Annotated in this window: 14 protein-coding genes and 3 pseudogenes; 9 read left to right on the top strand and 8 right to left on the bottom strand. The window is 67.6% G+C overall.

Annotated elements, in window-relative coordinates:
- On the top strand, positions 1–769 hold a 769-nt coding region (locus I8N68_RS29160; protein ID WP_234040801.1), incomplete at its 5' end, for an integrase core domain-containing protein.
- A 370-nt stretch (positions 770–1,139) separates the two neighbouring features.
- Complete coding sequence (locus I8N68_RS29155) at positions 1,140–3,533, top strand: low temperature requirement protein A (protein ID WP_200215918.1); 2,394 nt, start codon at positions 1,140–1,142, stop codon at positions 3,531–3,533.
- Between the two features lie 104 nt (positions 3,534–3,637).
- Here the strand turns inward: I8N68_RS29155 and I8N68_RS29150 are convergent.
- A pseudogene (locus tag I8N68_RS29150) lies at positions 3,638–3,822 on the bottom strand (IS256 family transposase); the annotation flags it as partial.
- A gap of 32 nt (positions 3,823–3,854) precedes the next feature.
- Here I8N68_RS29150 and I8N68_RS29145 point away from each other — a divergent pair.
- Positions 3,855–4,154, top strand: coding sequence for an integrase core domain-containing protein (locus tag I8N68_RS29145; protein WP_307813019.1), 300 nt, complete (start codon positions 3,855–3,857; stop codon positions 4,152–4,154).
- 295 nt (positions 4,155–4,449) lie between these two features.
- On the opposite strand, the gene I8N68_RS29140 is transcribed toward I8N68_RS29145, so the two are convergent.
- Entirely contained in the window at positions 4,450–5,085 is a 636-nt protein-coding gene (locus I8N68_RS29140; protein ID WP_200215914.1) for a TetR/AcrR family transcriptional regulator, read from the bottom strand.
- Between the two features lie 135 nt (positions 5,086–5,220).
- On the opposite strand from I8N68_RS29140, the gene I8N68_RS29135 reads away from it, so the two are divergent.
- The 5 genes from I8N68_RS29135 to I8N68_RS29115 all read left to right on the top strand — a co-directional run bounded on the left by I8N68_RS29135 (position 5,221) and on the right by I8N68_RS29115 (position 8,745).
- Positions 5,221–5,754, top strand: a complete 534-nt coding sequence (locus tag I8N68_RS29135) for a carboxymuconolactone decarboxylase family protein (protein WP_200215911.1) — start codon at positions 5,221–5,223, stop codon at positions 5,752–5,754.
- 108 nt (positions 5,755–5,862) lie between these two features.
- Positions 5,863–6,654, top strand: coding sequence for an isocitrate lyase/PEP mutase family protein (locus I8N68_RS29130; protein ID WP_234040800.1), 792 nt, complete (start codon positions 5,863–5,865; stop codon positions 6,652–6,654).
- A gap of 61 nt (positions 6,655–6,715) precedes the next feature.
- Complete coding sequence (locus I8N68_RS29125; protein WP_200215907.1) at positions 6,716–7,363, top strand: nitroreductase family protein; 648 nt, start codon at positions 6,716–6,718, stop codon at positions 7,361–7,363.
- Between the two features lie 45 nt (positions 7,364–7,408).
- A complete protein-coding gene (locus I8N68_RS29120) occupies positions 7,409–7,789 on the top strand; it encodes an MmcQ/YjbR family DNA-binding protein (RefSeq protein ID WP_200215905.1) in 381 nt (126 codons plus the stop codon).
- 44 nt (positions 7,790–7,833) lie between these two features.
- Positions 7,834–8,745, top strand: a complete 912-nt coding sequence (locus I8N68_RS29115) for an NADP-dependent oxidoreductase (protein WP_200215897.1) — start codon at positions 7,834–7,836, stop codon at positions 8,743–8,745.
- A 197-nt stretch (positions 8,746–8,942) separates the two neighbouring features.
- Here I8N68_RS29115 and I8N68_RS29110 read toward each other — a convergent pair whose 3' ends face one another.
- The 3 genes from I8N68_RS29110 to I8N68_RS29100 all read right to left on the bottom strand — a co-directional run bounded on the left by I8N68_RS29110 (position 8,943) and on the right by I8N68_RS29100 (position 11,630).
- Positions 8,943–9,167, bottom strand: a complete 225-nt coding sequence (locus I8N68_RS29110; protein ID WP_236648169.1) for an integrase — start codon at positions 9,165–9,167, stop codon at positions 8,943–8,945.
- 223 nt (positions 9,168–9,390) lie between these two features.
- Positions 9,391–10,305, bottom strand: a complete 915-nt coding sequence (locus tag I8N68_RS29105) for a hypothetical protein (protein ID WP_200215896.1) — start codon at positions 10,303–10,305, stop codon at positions 9,391–9,393.
- Between the two features lie 266 nt (positions 10,306–10,571).
- Positions 10,572–11,630: a tetratricopeptide repeat protein gene (locus tag I8N68_RS29100; protein ID WP_200215895.1), complete on the bottom strand. Its 1,059-nt coding sequence runs from the start codon at positions 11,628–11,630 to the stop codon at positions 10,572–10,574.
- A 104-nt stretch (positions 11,631–11,734) separates the two neighbouring features.
- Here I8N68_RS29100 and I8N68_RS34380 point away from each other — a divergent pair.
- Positions 11,735–11,935: pseudogene (locus I8N68_RS34380) on the top strand (transposase); the annotation flags it as partial.
- Positions 11,936–11,963: 28 nt separating this feature from the next.
- Here the strand turns inward: I8N68_RS34380 and I8N68_RS29090 are convergent.
- The 3 genes and pseudogenes from I8N68_RS29090 to I8N68_RS29080 form a co-directional block, all read right to left on the bottom strand.
- Positions 11,964–13,641: pseudogene (locus I8N68_RS29090) on the bottom strand (RHS repeat-associated core domain-containing protein); the annotation flags it as partial.
- Between the two features lie 533 nt (positions 13,642–14,174).
- Positions 14,175–15,002: a transglutaminase-like domain-containing protein gene (locus I8N68_RS29085; RefSeq protein ID WP_200215894.1), complete on the bottom strand. Its 828-nt coding sequence runs from the start codon at positions 15,000–15,002 to the stop codon at positions 14,175–14,177.
- Between the two features lie 124 nt (positions 15,003–15,126).
- The gene (locus I8N68_RS29080) at positions 15,127–15,606 is read right to left on the bottom strand and encodes an ester cyclase (protein ID WP_200215893.1); all 480 of its coding nucleotides are present in this window, start codon (positions 15,604–15,606) and stop codon (positions 15,127–15,129) included.
- Between the last annotated feature and the right edge of the window lie 78 nt (positions 15,607–15,684).

Here is a 15,684-nt window from a genome sequence, read left to right as displayed (position 1 = left end):
CCCATCGATCGACCCGGCCATCGCTGCTCTGATTGCGCAGATGGCCCGGGGTAATCCCGGCTGGGGCTACCAGCGCATCCAGGGTGAGCTGCTCGGCCTTGGCTACCGCGTCGGCGCGTCCACCATCCGGCGGATCCTCCGACGTTGCGGGGTACCGCCGGTGCCGCTGCGACGTGACCACACCACCTGGCGGCGGTTCCTGTCTGCCCAGGCGTCGACCCTGCTCGCCTGCGATTTCTTTCACGTGGACTGCGCGCTCACCCTCAAGCGCCTGTACGTGTTCTTCGTGCTCGAGGTCGGCAGCCGACACGTCCACATTCTCGGCGTCACCGCCAATCCGGACGGGCCGTGGACAGCGCAGCAAGCCCGCAATCTGCTCATCGACCTCGGCGAACGGGCCGCGCAGTTCAGATTCCTCATCCGCGATCGGGCGGGGCAGTTCACCGCCGCCTTCGACGCCGTGCTGGCCGACGCCGGCATCACCGCATGCAAGATCCCACCACGTAGCCCACGAGCCAACGCCTACGCCGATAGGTTCGTCCTCACCGCCCGCAGCGAGGTCACTGACCGCATACTCATCTTCGGCGAACGACACCTACGCCAAACGCGCGGCGAGTACGCCCGCCACTCCAACGGGCGACGGCCACATCGAGCCCTGGCGCTGCAGCCCCCACGATCCGACCGTCCCGCCGTCGACCTGACACACGAGCGGATCAAGCGCCGGCCCGTCCTCGCAGGGCTCATCAACGAGTACGAACGAGCAGCATAGAAGTCCAGCTCACCACCGGTGACAGCGTTTTGGGACCCCTCAGGCCGGCTCTATGCCCGTGTCTGGACCGCCCGTCGCCCGCGCTCGGATGCCGCGCCCGAGCGGTCGTCCCGCGCCGGCCGGTCCTCGGCAGGCTTCTCGGCGCCCATCCTCGCTCCCCACGATCGGCGGTCACATATGTGAAGGGCTCTATGACGGACGGTGATCCCAGCGAGCTGCGTGCGGGCTGGCTGAATTCGGCCTCCGTCCGCCCACCGCTTGGCAGAGTGGGGAGGTGACCAGGAGCCGGTTGGCGCGGCATTCCGGTGAGCGTCCTGCGCGATTCCTCGGGGGCATTCAACTGTCTCCCGGGGGCCCCGGGGTGACCCGGTTGGAGCTGTTCCTCGACCTGGTGTTCGTGTACGCGTTCCTGAGCGTGACGGACCTCGTGACGGAGAACTTCCGGATCGAGGGCCTGTTCCAGGGCGTTCTGGTGGTCCTGTTGCTGTGGCGGGCCTGGAGCTCGTACACCGTGCTCGGCAACCTCGTCCGGTTGGACAAGGGAATCATGCGGCCGCTCATCTTCGGGGTGGCCGCGACCATCCTGGTGGCCGGGATCGCCGCGCCGGTGACCTTCACCGATCGGCCAGGTGGCTTGTTCGGGCCGTTGATCTTCGTCGTCGCCTTCCTGCTGGCCCAGCTCGGCGCGCTACTGATGTTGACGTACACCGTTTCGGGTGGGACCCGAGGACCCCTTCTACGCGCATGGTTGCCGTTCTCCGGCGCCGCGGTCCTGCTGCTGTGCGGTGCGCTACTCCCTCGCCACCTGCCCGCGGGCGTCGACGGTGGGTCCGTCCAACTGGCCCTGTTCTTCGCCGCCACCGTCGTCGATTTCATCGGCGTGCGGGCGCTCGGCGCGGACAACTGGCGGATCGTGTCCGTCCCGCACTGGGCCGAGCGGCACCGGCTGGTCGTGCTCATAGCGTTGGGCGAGACGATCATCTCGATCGGCACTGCCCGTGGTCTCATCGGTGACCCACCGATCACCTGGTCGGTGATCGGGGGCTCCGCCCTGAGCCTCGTCGTCGTGGCAGTACTCTGGTGGCGCTACTTCGACATCGCCGGATTCGCCGCCGAGCAGGCGCTGCAGCGGTGGCCGGCAGCCACCAGGTCACGACTCGGCCGGGACGCATATAGCGTCCTGCACGTCGTCATGATCATCGGTCTCGTCCTCATCGCGCTGGGGCTCAAACGCGCCTTGAGTTCGGTCGAACCCGCCACCGCGTACCGGTGGGACCAGCTGAGCACACTCGTCCTTTACGGAGGTGTCCTGGTCTACCTGCTCGGGCTGGTGGCCCTCGAGCACCGCACCATCCGCCTGCTGGGTCGTAGCCCGTTGCTGGGGATCGTCCTGGTGACCACCTTGGCTCCGGTCGCGGTCCGCCTGCCGCCAGTGGGCGCGGTGGGGCTGCTCGCCGCCGTTCTCACCAGCATGGTCCTGGCCGACCTCACCGTCTTCCGCCGGCGGCATCACTTGCTTCACAGGCAGGCGGCGGAGGCGGCGATCCATGCCGCCACCACTGGGGTCACACCAAAGGAACTCTTCCTCGATCTGGTGGTCGTCTACACGTTCATCCAGGTCACCGTGTTGATGACCCGGCACCCCACCGGGGTCGGGGTCGCCCAGGCCCTGGCCGTGCTCAGCCTGCTGTGGGTCGCCTGGTCCCTCTACACCCAGGTAGGGAACGTCCTTCGAAGCGAGTCCATCCCCGTCCGGTTGAGTGTCCTGCTGGTCGTGGCGCTGACCCTAACGATCGGCATCGCTATCCCACAGGCGTTCGACGTTGTACCCGACGGCCTGCCCGGTCCGATGATCGTCGTGGTCTGCTACATCGCGCTGCGCGTGCTGCACCTGATCGCGCTCCGGCTGGTCGTCCGCCCGGACCGGGCACCACACGCCCGGATGCTGCGGGCGGGCGTTCCGACGGCGGCCGCGCTCGTCCTGTTGTTGTTCGCCGCGCTGGCTTCCTCGCGGCCGCATGCCCCGAAGGAGCTGAGCCCGCTCGCGGCAAGCCTCTGGCTGGCGGCCATCGTCGTCGACCTCGCCGGGGGCTACTTCGTCGTCCAGCGGTTCTGGCAGGTGAGTTCGGCCAAACACTGGACCGACCGGTACGCCCTGATCATTCTCATCGCACTGGGCGAGTCGATCATTTCGGCGGGGGTGGCCGTCTTTGGTCGCGCGATTTCCTGGTCGGTGATCGTCGCCAGCGCCACCAGCATGGTCCTGCTGGCCACGCTCTGGTGGGCGTACTTCGACACGGACGCCATCGTCGGAGAGCGCGTCATGCGAGACCGGACCGGCAACCAGCGGGCCGCGCTGGCGCGCGACGCATACGCCTACCTACACCTGCCCATGATCGTCGGGCTGACGCTGCTTTCCTTCGGCATACGGAAGACCCTCGACGTTGTCAGCGACCCGTCAGGACCGGCGCGTACCCCGCTGGGGCACGCCATCCTCTTCGCCGGAGTGCTCGTCTATCTCCTCGCCAACCAGGCATTCTGGTGGCGCGCCCGGCACCAGGTCCGCTGGGTCCGGGCCACCGGAATCCTGCTGGTGGCGATCCTCGCGCCGGTGACCAGCCCACTGCCGCCGCTGTGGGCACTGACCATCCTGACGGCCGCCACCGCCGCCGTCATGATGATCGACTCCCACCACGCCGCCGAGCTACGGCGGCGGCTACACGAGCCACCACCCTCAGCCATCCTGACCAGCAACCGCCCATGAACCCCATCAGCTAACCCGCCGCGATCCCCACCGCCATCGTCCGAGCCGCGCTACCTACGGTCGCGTCCGCGGCTGTCTCGCGAACGGTGTTTCCGGCGATCTTGTTAGTAGGTCTCAGCGGCCGGGAAGCGGTCGATGAAGGTGATGCAAAGGCGTTCAACGCGGGTTTCCAGCGCATCGTCCATCGGGTTCTGCCGGCGCCGGTCGTGTCAAGGGACCGGGTCACGAGATAGAGGCACTTTAACGCGGCCTGCTCGTTCGGGAAGTGGCATCGGGCTTTGACCGCGCGCCAGCTACACGTCTTTCCGCTTCGCGCAACGCCTGGCCGACAACGGGATCCTGCCGTCGATGGGCTCCGTCGGCGACTCGTACGACAACGCGCTCATGGAAAACTTCTGGTCGACCCTGAAGATCGAACTGGTCTACCGCCACTCCTGGCGCACTCGCAATGAGGCCGAGAACGCGATCTTCACCTACATCGACGGCTGGTACAACACCCGCCGCATCCAGAAAGACCTCGGCTGGCGATCCCCAGGCGAGTACGAAGCCGCCTGGCACACCCACCAAGCCCAGCAGGACCAGGCGACTATCGTTCAGCCTGAGCCCACCGATGCCAGGTAACCAACCCTCCGGGAAACCGGGGGAACCTCAACGTCACGGTAGGACAGGTTGAACCGCAGATACCAGCGCACCGCGACCACGATCACCTCGGTCGGGAACCGGAAGCCAGCGAACGCTGACGTCGGCGGCAGCCACGAGCGTGGACGGGTCGATGACTTCATTGCTCAAGTCTGCCTCGATCTTGCCAACGCTCAATGCAACGGAGCCGCACGTCGCCCTCGGCATCGCTGTCGGGATGCGCCGATGATGGACGGCCGATCTAGGAAACTCGAGCGGCGGATTCGGTTCCAGCTGCCTATGTGTCGTGTGGGATCGCGAAGGTCTCGATGTAGTCGAGAGCAGCTTCCAGGGCGTCCCTGAGGGGGGAGATGTCCCGGGCGACTTGTGCGAGGAGCATGCCGCCCTGGAACGCGGCGAGGAGCAGGCTCGCGAGCTGCTCGGGGTCGGCCTCGTTGCTCAGACGGCCCTGCCGCTGCAGGCGGAGGAGCGCGTCGCGGAAGATCTCTCGCCACTGGGCGAACGCATCCGCAAGCTCATCGTGAACGTCGAGGTCGGTCTTGATGATCTCGCTGGCGAGCGACCCGAGGCTGCAGCCTTCGTGGTAGGCGCGTTCATACCCGATATAGAACGCTGCCCACTTCCGAAACCCCTCGAGGCTCTCGAAGCCGTCGAACTGTTCGCTGCGATGGAGCCCGAGGACGCGTTCAGCCTGCCATTCGATCGCCGCCCGGACGAGGCTCTCCTTGGTCGGGAAGTAGTGGTTGATTTGCGACCCGCTGACGCCGGCGGCGCGCCGGAGCTTGTCGTTGTTCGTGGCGTGGACGCCCTCGGCGTAGATGAGCGCGGCGGCGTGCTCCAGTATCCGGGCACGCGTCGCCTGCCCCTTCTCGGTGAGCCGGCGAGGCTCTGGCGCTGCCGTCGTGGACTTCATGATTCACATCTTATCAAAAGTGGGCTTGACAGCCCAGTCTTGCGTAGTGTTGTATCTAGGAAGTGGGCTACGCAGCCCAAAACTTGACCAGGTCGGTTACCGACCACCACCCACATGGACTGGAGTGGATTTCCCATGCCACGCCTGAACGTTCTTCCTGCCGATGAGCCCTCCGCCGACGTGCGGAGCACGCTTGACCAGGTCGGCGCGCAGTTCGGCTTCGTACCGAACATGTTCACCATGCTCGCGTCGAACCCGACCGTCCTCGATCTCGTCATGACGGTGCAGACGAAGGCGAGCAGGCTCCTGGACGCGAGGACGCGCCACACGATCGCGCTGGCCGTGTCCGAAGCCGATGGCTGCGACTACTGCCTGGCGCTGCACACGGCCGGGTCCCTGAAGGGCGGCATGTCCGTGGAGGACATCGAGCTGGCGCGGGCGGGAAGCTCGGTCGATCCGAAGCGGGCTGCGGTGGCTCGCTTCGCCCAGCAGGTGATCGAGACGCGCGGACGGGTCAGTGATGCCGACCTCGCGGCCATCCAGGGGGCCGGGTACACCGATCCGGAGATCTTGGCGATCGTCACGCTGGTCGTCCGGGCACTGCTGACCAACTACCTCAACAACGTCAACCTGACCGACGTCGACATCCCGGCCCCCGACCTGGCATGAGCGCTTACCAAACTCGCGAGAACAGCGACCTGACCGGTCGAACCCTCGCCCTGATCAACCGCACTGGAGAGGAACGACATGTCCGGTTCTGAGCTCTATGAGAAGTTCATGGCACTGCACACCCGAGAAGGGGGCCTCGTCATGCCGAACGCCTGGGATGGCGTGTCGGCATTGATCCTGGCGGATGCCGGCTTCGAGGCCATCGGCACGTCGTCGGCGGCCCTGGCGGCCGCGCTCGGCCGCATCGACGGACGCCACAGCATCACCCGCGACGAGCATCTCGACCACGCACAGCTGCTCGGCCGGCTCACGGGGTTGCCCGTCAACGGTGACTTCGAGGACGGCTACGGCATCACCGCCGAGGACGTCGCCGTGACTGTGGACAGTGCCGTCGCGCACGCGCTGGCCGGCATCGGGATCGAGGACACCACCGGAAATCCCGATGACCCGATCCGCGACTTCGACGACGCGGTAGACCGGGTTCGCAGTGCGGTCGTCGCGGCGAAGCGACGCATCGTCGTCACCGCTCGCACCGACAACTTCATCCAGGGGCGGCCTGACCTCGATGACACCATCCGACGGCTGACGGCCTTCGCCGAGGTCGGCGCCGACGTGCTCTACGCGCCGTTCCCGCCCGACCTCGAGTCCCTGGTCGCGATCGTCACCGCCGTCGCGCCGACACCCGTGAACGTTCTCATCTCACCGGCGGACCAGGTGCTGACCGTCCCTGAACTGCAGAAGGCCGGGGTCAAGCGGATCAGCCTGGGCCCTGCGCTCTACACGCACGCGATGGGTGCTCTCGAACAGGCGGCCGCGGCGCTCAAGGCCGGCGACATCGCCTCGGCCACGACAGGCATCAGCTTCGACCGGGTGGGCGAACTCCTCGCCCGCAAACCCTAGCCGTATCCGACTTTCACCATCTACAACCCCTCAACTCATCACGCACAGAAAGCACGATGACATGGATCTCGACAAGCTCATGAGCAAGCACCTCAGCCGGTATTTCGACGGCAGCAAAACGATCCCGGATGAGACTCTTCAGCAGCTGCTGAAGTTCCTGCGCTCGGCTCCCACGTCGACGAACATCCAGCCGAATCACTTCTACGTCGTGTCCACTCAGAAGGGCAAGGAGCGGCTGGCGGCCAACCTCGGCGAGCGGTTCCAGGACAACGCCGAGAAGATCCTCAACGCCTCGCACACCATCATCCTCACCACTCGGGCCGATGTGACCGAGCACCACCTCGAAGCGGTGTTCGCCAAGGAGCGGGCCGACGGCCGGTTCGCAGATGAGGCCAAGCAGGAGCGGTGGGAATCGATGACCCGTGACTTCGTGAGCCTGCGCAAATACAGCTACAAGGACACCTACCACTGGATGGAGAAGCAGACCTACATGGTGATGGGTCTGACGATGATGGCAGCCGCCGAGCTCGGCGTCGAGGCCATGCCGCTCGAAGGCTTCGACCCGATCAGCGTGGACAAGGCCTTCAACATCCGCGCGACCGGATACACCACCACCGTGCTGCTCGCGCTCGGCTACCCCGACGAGGGAAAGCAGTACAAGACCCCGGTGTCGCGGTTCGAGCCCGAGCGTCTGTTCACCTTCGCCTGAGCGGCCCGGCCCGGGCGAACCGATCGCTAGAGGAGTTGATCAGCTATGGACGGACAGGAACTCCAGAAGGTCGCGAACGAGTACGCGACAGAGCTGCCGGACGTGACGTTCGAGCACCGTGTCGGCCCGAATTGGGAGCTGTACAAGGTGGGCGGCAAGGTCTTCATGCTCATGACCGACATGCCGGGACACCCCGTCGTGATCCTGAAGGCCGATCCGGACGAGGCCGTTGGGCTGCGCGAGCAGTACGCAGAGATCACGACCGGCTACCACATGGACAAGAAGCACTGGATCACGGCAGCAGGTGGGCCCAGTCTCGACGATAACCTGGTGAAGGAACTCGTCACCGACTCCTACCGGCTCGTGGTCGACAAACTCCCGAAATCCAAGCGGCCCGTGGACCCGAGCACGAACCCGGCCGCCTGAAACCCCAAACACGCACGAACAGAATCAACACAGAAGGACAAATCATGATCGGACTCGGTGTTCGAGCCGCCAAGGGCGCTCTGGAGATCCTCGACCTTCCGAACCCCCGCCAGCCTGACGCGGGCGAGCTCGTCCTGGAGGTGGTCGCGGCAGGGATCGGGCCGTGGGACGCCCTGCTTCACACGGGCGGATGGGACGTCGGCCTCGTTCCGCCCGCAGCTCTGGGCGTCGAAGCCGTCGGCCGCGTCACCGCGACCGGCCCGGACGAGACCGAATTCCGCACGGGAGACCTCGTGCTGGTCCACGAGGCGCCCCTGCCAGGCGGCAGCGGCACCTGGGCAGAGCGCGTCCTAGTCCGTTCCGCGCACGTCGCACGACTGCCCGAGAACCTGGCTCCGGAGATTGCGGCGGCACTCCCGGTCGCCGGGCTCACCGCCCAGCAGGCCCTCGACGAGCTCCACGTCGACGCCACCACCCGCCTGCTCGTCGTCGGAGCCTCCGGCCCCACCGCGTCACTGGCCGTGCAACTCGCCCACCTCCGGGGCGCCGAGATCGTCGCCGGTGCAGGACCGGCCCGCGCCGATCAGCTCCGCGCCCTCGGCGCCAGCGAGGTCATCGACACCCACACTGACGGTTGGGCGCAGAAGAGCGATCGCCGATTCGACGCCGTCCTCATCGCCGCGACAGGCACCGCCGAGAACGCGATCGGACTGCTCACCGACGGAGGCCGCCTCACCTCCATCACCTCGGACGCACCCGATCCGATACGCGGAATCACCACCTCGAACCTCTACGTGCAGCCCGACGGACGTGCACTCGGCGAACTCGCGGCACTCGCCGCCTCCGGGGAACTGAGACTTGACGTCCAGACGACACCAATCAAGGACGGCGCCGCGATCGCGGACCAGGTCGCGGGCGGCCGCTCTGGTGGGGTCAAGTACGTCCTCGAGTTCTGACGTCCGCGGTAGAAGGACGTTGCAGATCGTTCGAAATGATGGTGTTCGTGCATCATGTGGGGCCAGCGCCTTCGTGACACACCGCCCTTCTCCCTGCCCCTGACCATCGACGGCGACCGCATCACCGGGCTACACGTTGCCCTTGTCGGAAACCTCGTCCGCCCAGGTGTTGAGCTGGCCCGAGGCGGAGCGCGCCGTCACGCGGCATGTTCGTACTCGTGAAGGATGCCGCCCAGGCGTTCACGCCTACGTATGTCGAGGCGGGCGATCTGCCCTGGATCGGTGATCGCCCGAGGCAAGGGGTGCAGCGGTCGGGCGTTCGCGATGCCCTGATGCGGCCGATGGGAGTTGTAGAACCGCTCGAACTCCCGCAGGGCCTGGCAAAGGTGGCGCTGGTTCCAGATCAAGGTGCGGTCCAGCACCTCACGCCGACAGGTCTGCACCCTGCCCCTGCCCCTGCCCCTGCCCCTGCCCCTGCCCCTGCCCCTGCCGAAAACCTAATGGCCCAGGTGGGACCAGCTGTAAACGGATCCCGACGGCGGGCGCAGGAACCGTTTCCTCTCCCGACTGTCTCTCCCACCCGCGGCATGATAATCGGCTGTGCTGCTTCGACTGGCCTATCTCGGTGTGACGAACGCGTTCGCGTTACTGCGGCTGCTTTCGATGAGCGACCGGGACAAGGACGTGGAGATCCTGGCGCTGCGCTACCAGATCACGGTCCTCGAGCGACAGCTGGGCAAGGCCCGGGCGCGGTTCTCCCCCAGCGACCGAGCGTTCCTCGCCGTCCTGCTGCACCGGCTTCCGCTGGGCGTGCTCCATCGGCTCAAGCTGCTGGTGCGCCCGGACACGGTGCTGCGCTGGCACCGCGACCTCCCCGCGCGCCGCCACGCTGCCAATTCCCGGCCAAAACGGCCGGGCCGGCCACACACCGTCCGCTCCATACGCGCCCTGGTGCTGCGCCTGGCTCGGGAGAACCCCAGCTGGGGTTACCGCCGCATCCACACCGAACTGCTCGTCCTGGGGATCAAGACCCCCGCCTCCACCGTGTGGGAAATTCTCTACGAGGCTGGGATCGACCCCGCGCCCGAGCGCACGTCCACCACCTGGGCCGACTTCCTCCGCTGCGAAGCCGACGCCCTGCTCGCCTGCGACTTCTTCGAGACCGTCACCCTGGCCGGAGCGCGGTTGTACGTGGTCGTGCAGCGAGAGCATCCTGCTGTGGGTGTCCGAGGACCTCACCGACAGGCCCGCGCGCTCCCACACCGCGGCCGCCTCGGCGTCGCCGGTGACGTCCTCGTCCCGGGCGGTGCGGAACCCCACCGGTGTCATTCGTTCGCTGACGGCGGACACCACCAGCTCGGCGAAGTTGGAGCGGATGTGCCGCTGGAACGCCTCGAACGCCTCCCGCGCCGCCTCCGCGCCCTCGGGCAGCGGCGGCGAGCGGGCGTAGTAGTTGTGCAGCTTCCATAGCCGCCGGCGCCAGCGCGGATCGTTGAGCTGGAAGAACAGCCGCTTCATCCACCAGCCCGGGCGGTTGTCCTGCTCCACGTCGATCGGCACGCCGCGCACCTCCTCGGTGAGCGAACGGCTATGGCTAATCGACCGCTTATTGGCGGATTAAATCCGGTTTAACTGGCGCCCGAGTGTCAGTGTGCGCCCGTACTGTTCACCGCGCGGAAGGTCGGGGTCCGAAGGACTTCTGCACCCGGTCGCCCGAGGCAGTGAACCGCCGAGGGCAACGGCCCCGGCCCTTCCGTCCAAACGTGAGCGGGTCACCACCTTCCAGGAGCTCCCAACCCGCTCCCCCGGCGAACGTCAACCGGGCGTCACCGACGCGCCCCGGCGACCTTGCGGTCGGCGGTGACGATCGCCGCCGCGCTGACGATCAGGGCCAGGAAGTGCGCCACCATCGGGACCACCATGGCGGCCGACGGCGGCTGGTCCGGATCCTGGCGCAGCGCGATGATGATCAGCCCGGCCGCGGTAAGCGCGCACAGTGCCAGCCCGAACAGCCGCACGCGGGCCCGGATGTCCGTGCGGACCACGTTCTCGGCGTATGCCCGCGCGCCCGGGGAGAGGGCGCGCCAGGTCCGGGCGGCCCACAGCAACCACAGCGCGGGCGGCAGCAGCGCCGGCAGCCACATCCACGGAAGCACGGCGAACATGCCCATGAAGCCAGCCGTCCAGACCGACATAATTGCCCAACCACAGAGGCCGCCGATGACCACCCGATCCAGTTCGGTGCGGGCGGCATCGTTGGTCGGTTCCGCGGCCAGTACCGCGCTGATATGCCCGGCGGCGGCCGCCAGCCACCCTCGGGTGGCCGCGACGCGACCGAGCCCGGTGAGCGCCGCCTTGTGCTCCGGGTCGAGCGCCAGCGCGCGGCGGTACGACCGGTTGGCGAACAGGTTCCAGCCGATCGAGTGGAACATGAGTGCCCGGATGTAGTGCGGGCCGGCCGACTCCGGGGCCATCCCCACCGCCCGCTTGATCGTCCGGAACGCGCGGCGCGGCTGCCCGAGGTTGAGCGAGGCGAGCGCCAGCGCGGCGTACCCGCGCCAGTCCTCGGGCGCGAGGCGGACGGTCTCCAGCGCGCTGGCTCGTGCCGCCGTCGGGTCTTCCACACCGATCTGGGCGAACGCGAGCAGCAGGTGACCCTCGTGCTGTCCGGGCGCGACCGCGACGGCCCGAACCGCCACGTCCTGCATGGCGGCGAACTCGTCCTCCGCCTGATACGAGCCGGCCAACACGTACAGCGCCTCGACGTTGTCCGGATCGCCGGCCAGCACGGCCGCGATTTCCCGCCGTGCGGCCTCGATCCGGCCGACCTCCAGCAGCGCGCTGGCCCGGGCCACACCGGCATCGGACGCCGCGTGCCTCATCATCGGCCCACCTTAAGCCTAGGACGGCGCACCCTGCACGAGCCAACCCAGCTTGGGCTGGCCGCGCGAGGTTCCCCGACAGGTGGAGGCCGGACCTAAGGGGATAGGTGGTCATTGCTGAGACGAGACGGCGGTTCGACCGGGAGTTCCGAGAGGGCGCCGTGCGGATCGTGCGGGGGACGGGCAAGCCGATCGCGCAGGTCGCTCGGGACTTGGGGACCAACGACGGCACTCTGGCGAACTGGGTGGCGCAGGACCGGCGGGCTCGGGGTGAGGCCGCCGTCGGCGGTCTCGGTGAGGACGAATGCGCCGAGCTGGCTCGTCTGCGCAAGGGACGGCACCGGCCGCGCCGCCCACCGCACCAAGCACTGCGCCTACCCCGACGTCACGCGCCAGATTGCCAATGCCACAGTGCGACTTGTCGCCCACCCTGCACTTCAGCGCCCCAGTCACAAGTCCAGAGACCGCACCACCAGCGATGCCACAGATAACCGCCCCGGCGCCACCGGTGAGTGCCGTACAGCCGAAGCCGACCGCGATGCCGGCGAGGGTTCCGAGGCCCTCCGGGCTCGTCGCCCACTTCCACCTGGCCTGGCCGACATCGGCGACCTTCTGCATGCTGCGGCGCCAGAAGCTTGCCTGGCACTCGCGTTGCTTGCGCTCCTTCTCCTGACGGACCGTGTTCTCTGCGGCGGCCTGCTCCGCGACCTGGGTGGCGACCTGCTTGGTGATCACCTGGCTCATCTGCCGAGCCGCGGCCATCTGCTGGGGGGTCACGCCGTCGTACTGCGTGGTGGTGCCGTCCCAGTAGCAGCCGCCTCCGCCGCCGGGGCAGGGGTCCTCGCCGGTGGGGTCGGCATGGCTGACCGGGCTGTTGTAGGCGTACGAGTAGGCGTTCCACTGCTGCGGATCGGACAGGTCCATGACGGGGTCGACCGAGATGAACCGCCCCAACGTCTGGTCGTACTGCCGTGCGCCGATGTTGACGAGGTTGGTGGGGTCGATGTCGCCACCGACGAAGCCCTTGCCGTTGGCTCAGACGGTGCTCGGCCCGCGAGATCCGCCGTAAAGCGTCTGCCGGCGGATGTCCACGGTCTGGGTGCCGGCGTTGATGGCGATCTGCTGGGTGCCCTGGTGGTCGCCGAACAGCCAGGTGAGGTCGGTGATCGCCGAGCCCGCCTTGCGGCTGGCGCAGGTGACGCCCGCGAAGCTGTAGTAGCGGGTGCCGGTGTTGACGGTGCCTTCGGCCGGATCTCCTGCCCGGGCAGGTACAGGGTGGTACCGGTGGCGTCGCGGCGGATGAGCCGGACGCCGTTGGCGTCGTAGATGTTGGTCTCGATGGTGTTTCCGCCGGAGCTGACGGTGGCGAGTTCGCCTTCGGCGTCCCAGGTCAGCGTCTGGCTGCCCGTCTTAGCGGTGCCGCAGTCGTTCGCGGTGGTGCCCGACGGCCGGCAGGTGGTGTTGCCGACTCGTCGTACTCGTACTTAGCGACCACCGTCGGCTGCCCGGGGGCGTCGGTGCTCATCTGGGTGACCGCGTGTGGCCGTACGACATTCTGGCCGCCGTCGGGTACGAGGTAGCTGCGGGTGGTGTCTCCGCTGCTGGTGTGGCTGGTTTCGGTACGCCGGCTATCGGTGTCGTCGACGGTCCAGTCCTGCCAGTAGGGCGCCGGCCCGCCCAGGTTGTCGAGGATGGGATCGGTGTCGCAGGAGACCTCGGTCTTCGGGGTCCACGCGGTCGTCAGGCGCCCCAGGGCGTCGTCGCGGAAGCACTGGAGGTCTGCCTGGCCGACCTCGGGGGTGTCGGCGATGGACTTGATGCGGCCGGCCGCCTTGTAGGAGTAGTTGCGGTCCGAGACGATGCCGTCCACTGTCGACCGTGTGACGGTGACCCAGTCGACTCGGCGGGTCGTCTCGTCCCGGTAGACGGTGTCCTGGGTGAAGTTGCTGTTCCCAGGCACCTGGTAGATCGAGCTCTTGCGCTCGCCAAAGGCGGTGTAGGGGGCGGTCGCCATGGTGCCCGCGGAGCCGGTCAGGCTGGTGTCCAACCGGACCGGCATGCCGGTCGTCGCGTCGTAGTCGGTGGTCAACTGCTCGGTGACCAGGCCGCCGGCGGCCGGGTACGAGATCGACGTCGGCGCTCCAGTGAACAGGGAGTACTCGTAGGCGTAGATGTAGGTGGCGTTGAGGCCGGTCTCGACCGGCGGGATCACGTAGTTGACGCCCCTGGGTTGGTAGCGCTCGTTGAAGCCGCGGACCTGCCACTTGTAGGCGCTCGACGTGCCGGCTGAGTCGTACTCGTATCGGATGCTCTGGGTCAGCTGCCCTCTGAATCCGCCCTGCCCGCTGTAGAGGGTGTCGTACTTCCACTCGGCGCGCATCGCGTGCAGGTTGCGGTCAGGCCGCTGGTTAGCGTGGCGCCTGCGGCTTGGCCGAGCCGCCCGGGGCCGGCGCCTCACCTGCAGGCACCCACCGCCGCAGGGCATCCCCAATTAGCCGAAATCAGTGCACCGTGGCGGCCTTGCAGCAGCAAGCTGCCCCGGGGGCGTCACTGCAAGAGCGCGATAGGCACTGCGAGGTCCTCGGAGGCGTACAGGTCCCCGACGGCGCTGGGATCGTCGGTGGCGCAGACGGCGGCGATTGCGTCGATGAGTTCGTCGTAGTCGGGGCCGGTCTTGCCCTTGTAGGAGGCCTCCATGTGTCCCCACTCGTCCCACGGCAGCATCTCGACCTTGTTGAGCGCCGCGAGGTCCTTGATCGCGTTTCCCCGGATCTCGGCCGGCCCCCAGTTTTCGGTGCCGTACACGCCGAAGTGCGCGGCATCGATGTGGCCGCCGCGGAAGGCCGTCCACGCCTCGCCGCCGGTGAGGAAGTCGCCAGCGGCGAGGTTTTCGGGTTCCGCCACGAGGAAACCGCCGAGGATCTCGGTGTCGATCCGCACCCAGCGGCCGCCGTGCCGGTACTCGGTGATCCAGTGGTCCACGCCCTGCCCATGTTGGAAGTACGTGGCGAAGCCGCAGCGGGCCCGGGCCGCGATTCCGCGGTAGCGCAGCAGGGCACAGCTGAGCAAGGCGAAGTGGCGGCAGGTGCCGATCACCCGCCGGTCGGGGTCGCGTGCGACGGTCAGCGGGGCCGGATCGAGGGCTAGTAGGGCGCCGATCAGCCCGTCGACGGGACGAAGCTGGTTCTCGGCGAACCGCTCGTCGGGCACGCCCAGGCCGTTCGCGTCAGCGGGCTGGATGACGAGGTCGTGAACAAGGCGGCAGATCTCGACGGCCTCGCTCGGAAGATTCGCCAGCGCCGGCTCGTGGAACGGGTCGATCCTCGTCAATGGGCCTGCCCCGGCGTAATCGATCGTCCCCACCATGCCGGCCATCGTAGGCACCGCCTCCGAGAGCTGTCGGCCCCTGACCAATGCGATAACCGGCACGGCGTACGCGAGGGCCGGGATCTGGGTGCGTGGCCTGATGCCGATGCGGCATGGCTGGACATACAAGGGACTAGTGGGTCGGGTTGCGGCGGGCACGCCGCTTGGCCCGGACCATTCGCCACAAGAATGCCGGCTTGGGCGGGACCCAGCCGAGTTGGCTGGCCATGCCGAGGTCGTCGCGGTTGGCCCAGTGCTCGATGAGTTGGCCGTCCTTGACTCGGAACCAGTGGGTCTGGGTGATCGCGAACCTGCGGCCGGTCGGCGGGAACGCCTGGTCGACCTCGCCGCGCTCGTCGTACGCCACGAACGGACCGACCTGGCGTCCCGACATGGTGCAGTGCACGGCGACCAGGTCGCCGTCGGCCACCACGTCATGGATGTCGAAGTTCAGATCCTCGAATGCGGCTCGTAGCCAGCGGGCGGTGGCCGCGAACGCGGCCGGGCCGTGCACTCGGCAGGCCGCGGGCTCGGCCTTCGCCTCGCGGTTTACGGCCTGCGGGTGAACGACCTGGGCCAACTCGGCGAGGTCGCCGGAAGTCATGATCGTCATAGAGCGAACACAAACCTCGGTGCCGATCGTGCGCATGATGCCCCCTCGGTAGTATCAGATACAGTAGATGAGTATTCA

Origin of the sequence: Micromonospora coerulea (genome assembly GCF_016598485.1) — a bacterium.
Taxonomy (GTDB): domain Bacteria; phylum Actinomycetota; class Actinomycetes; order Mycobacteriales; family Micromonosporaceae; genus Micromonospora; species Micromonospora coerulea.
This window is presented reverse-complemented; position numbering and strand designations above follow the sequence as displayed.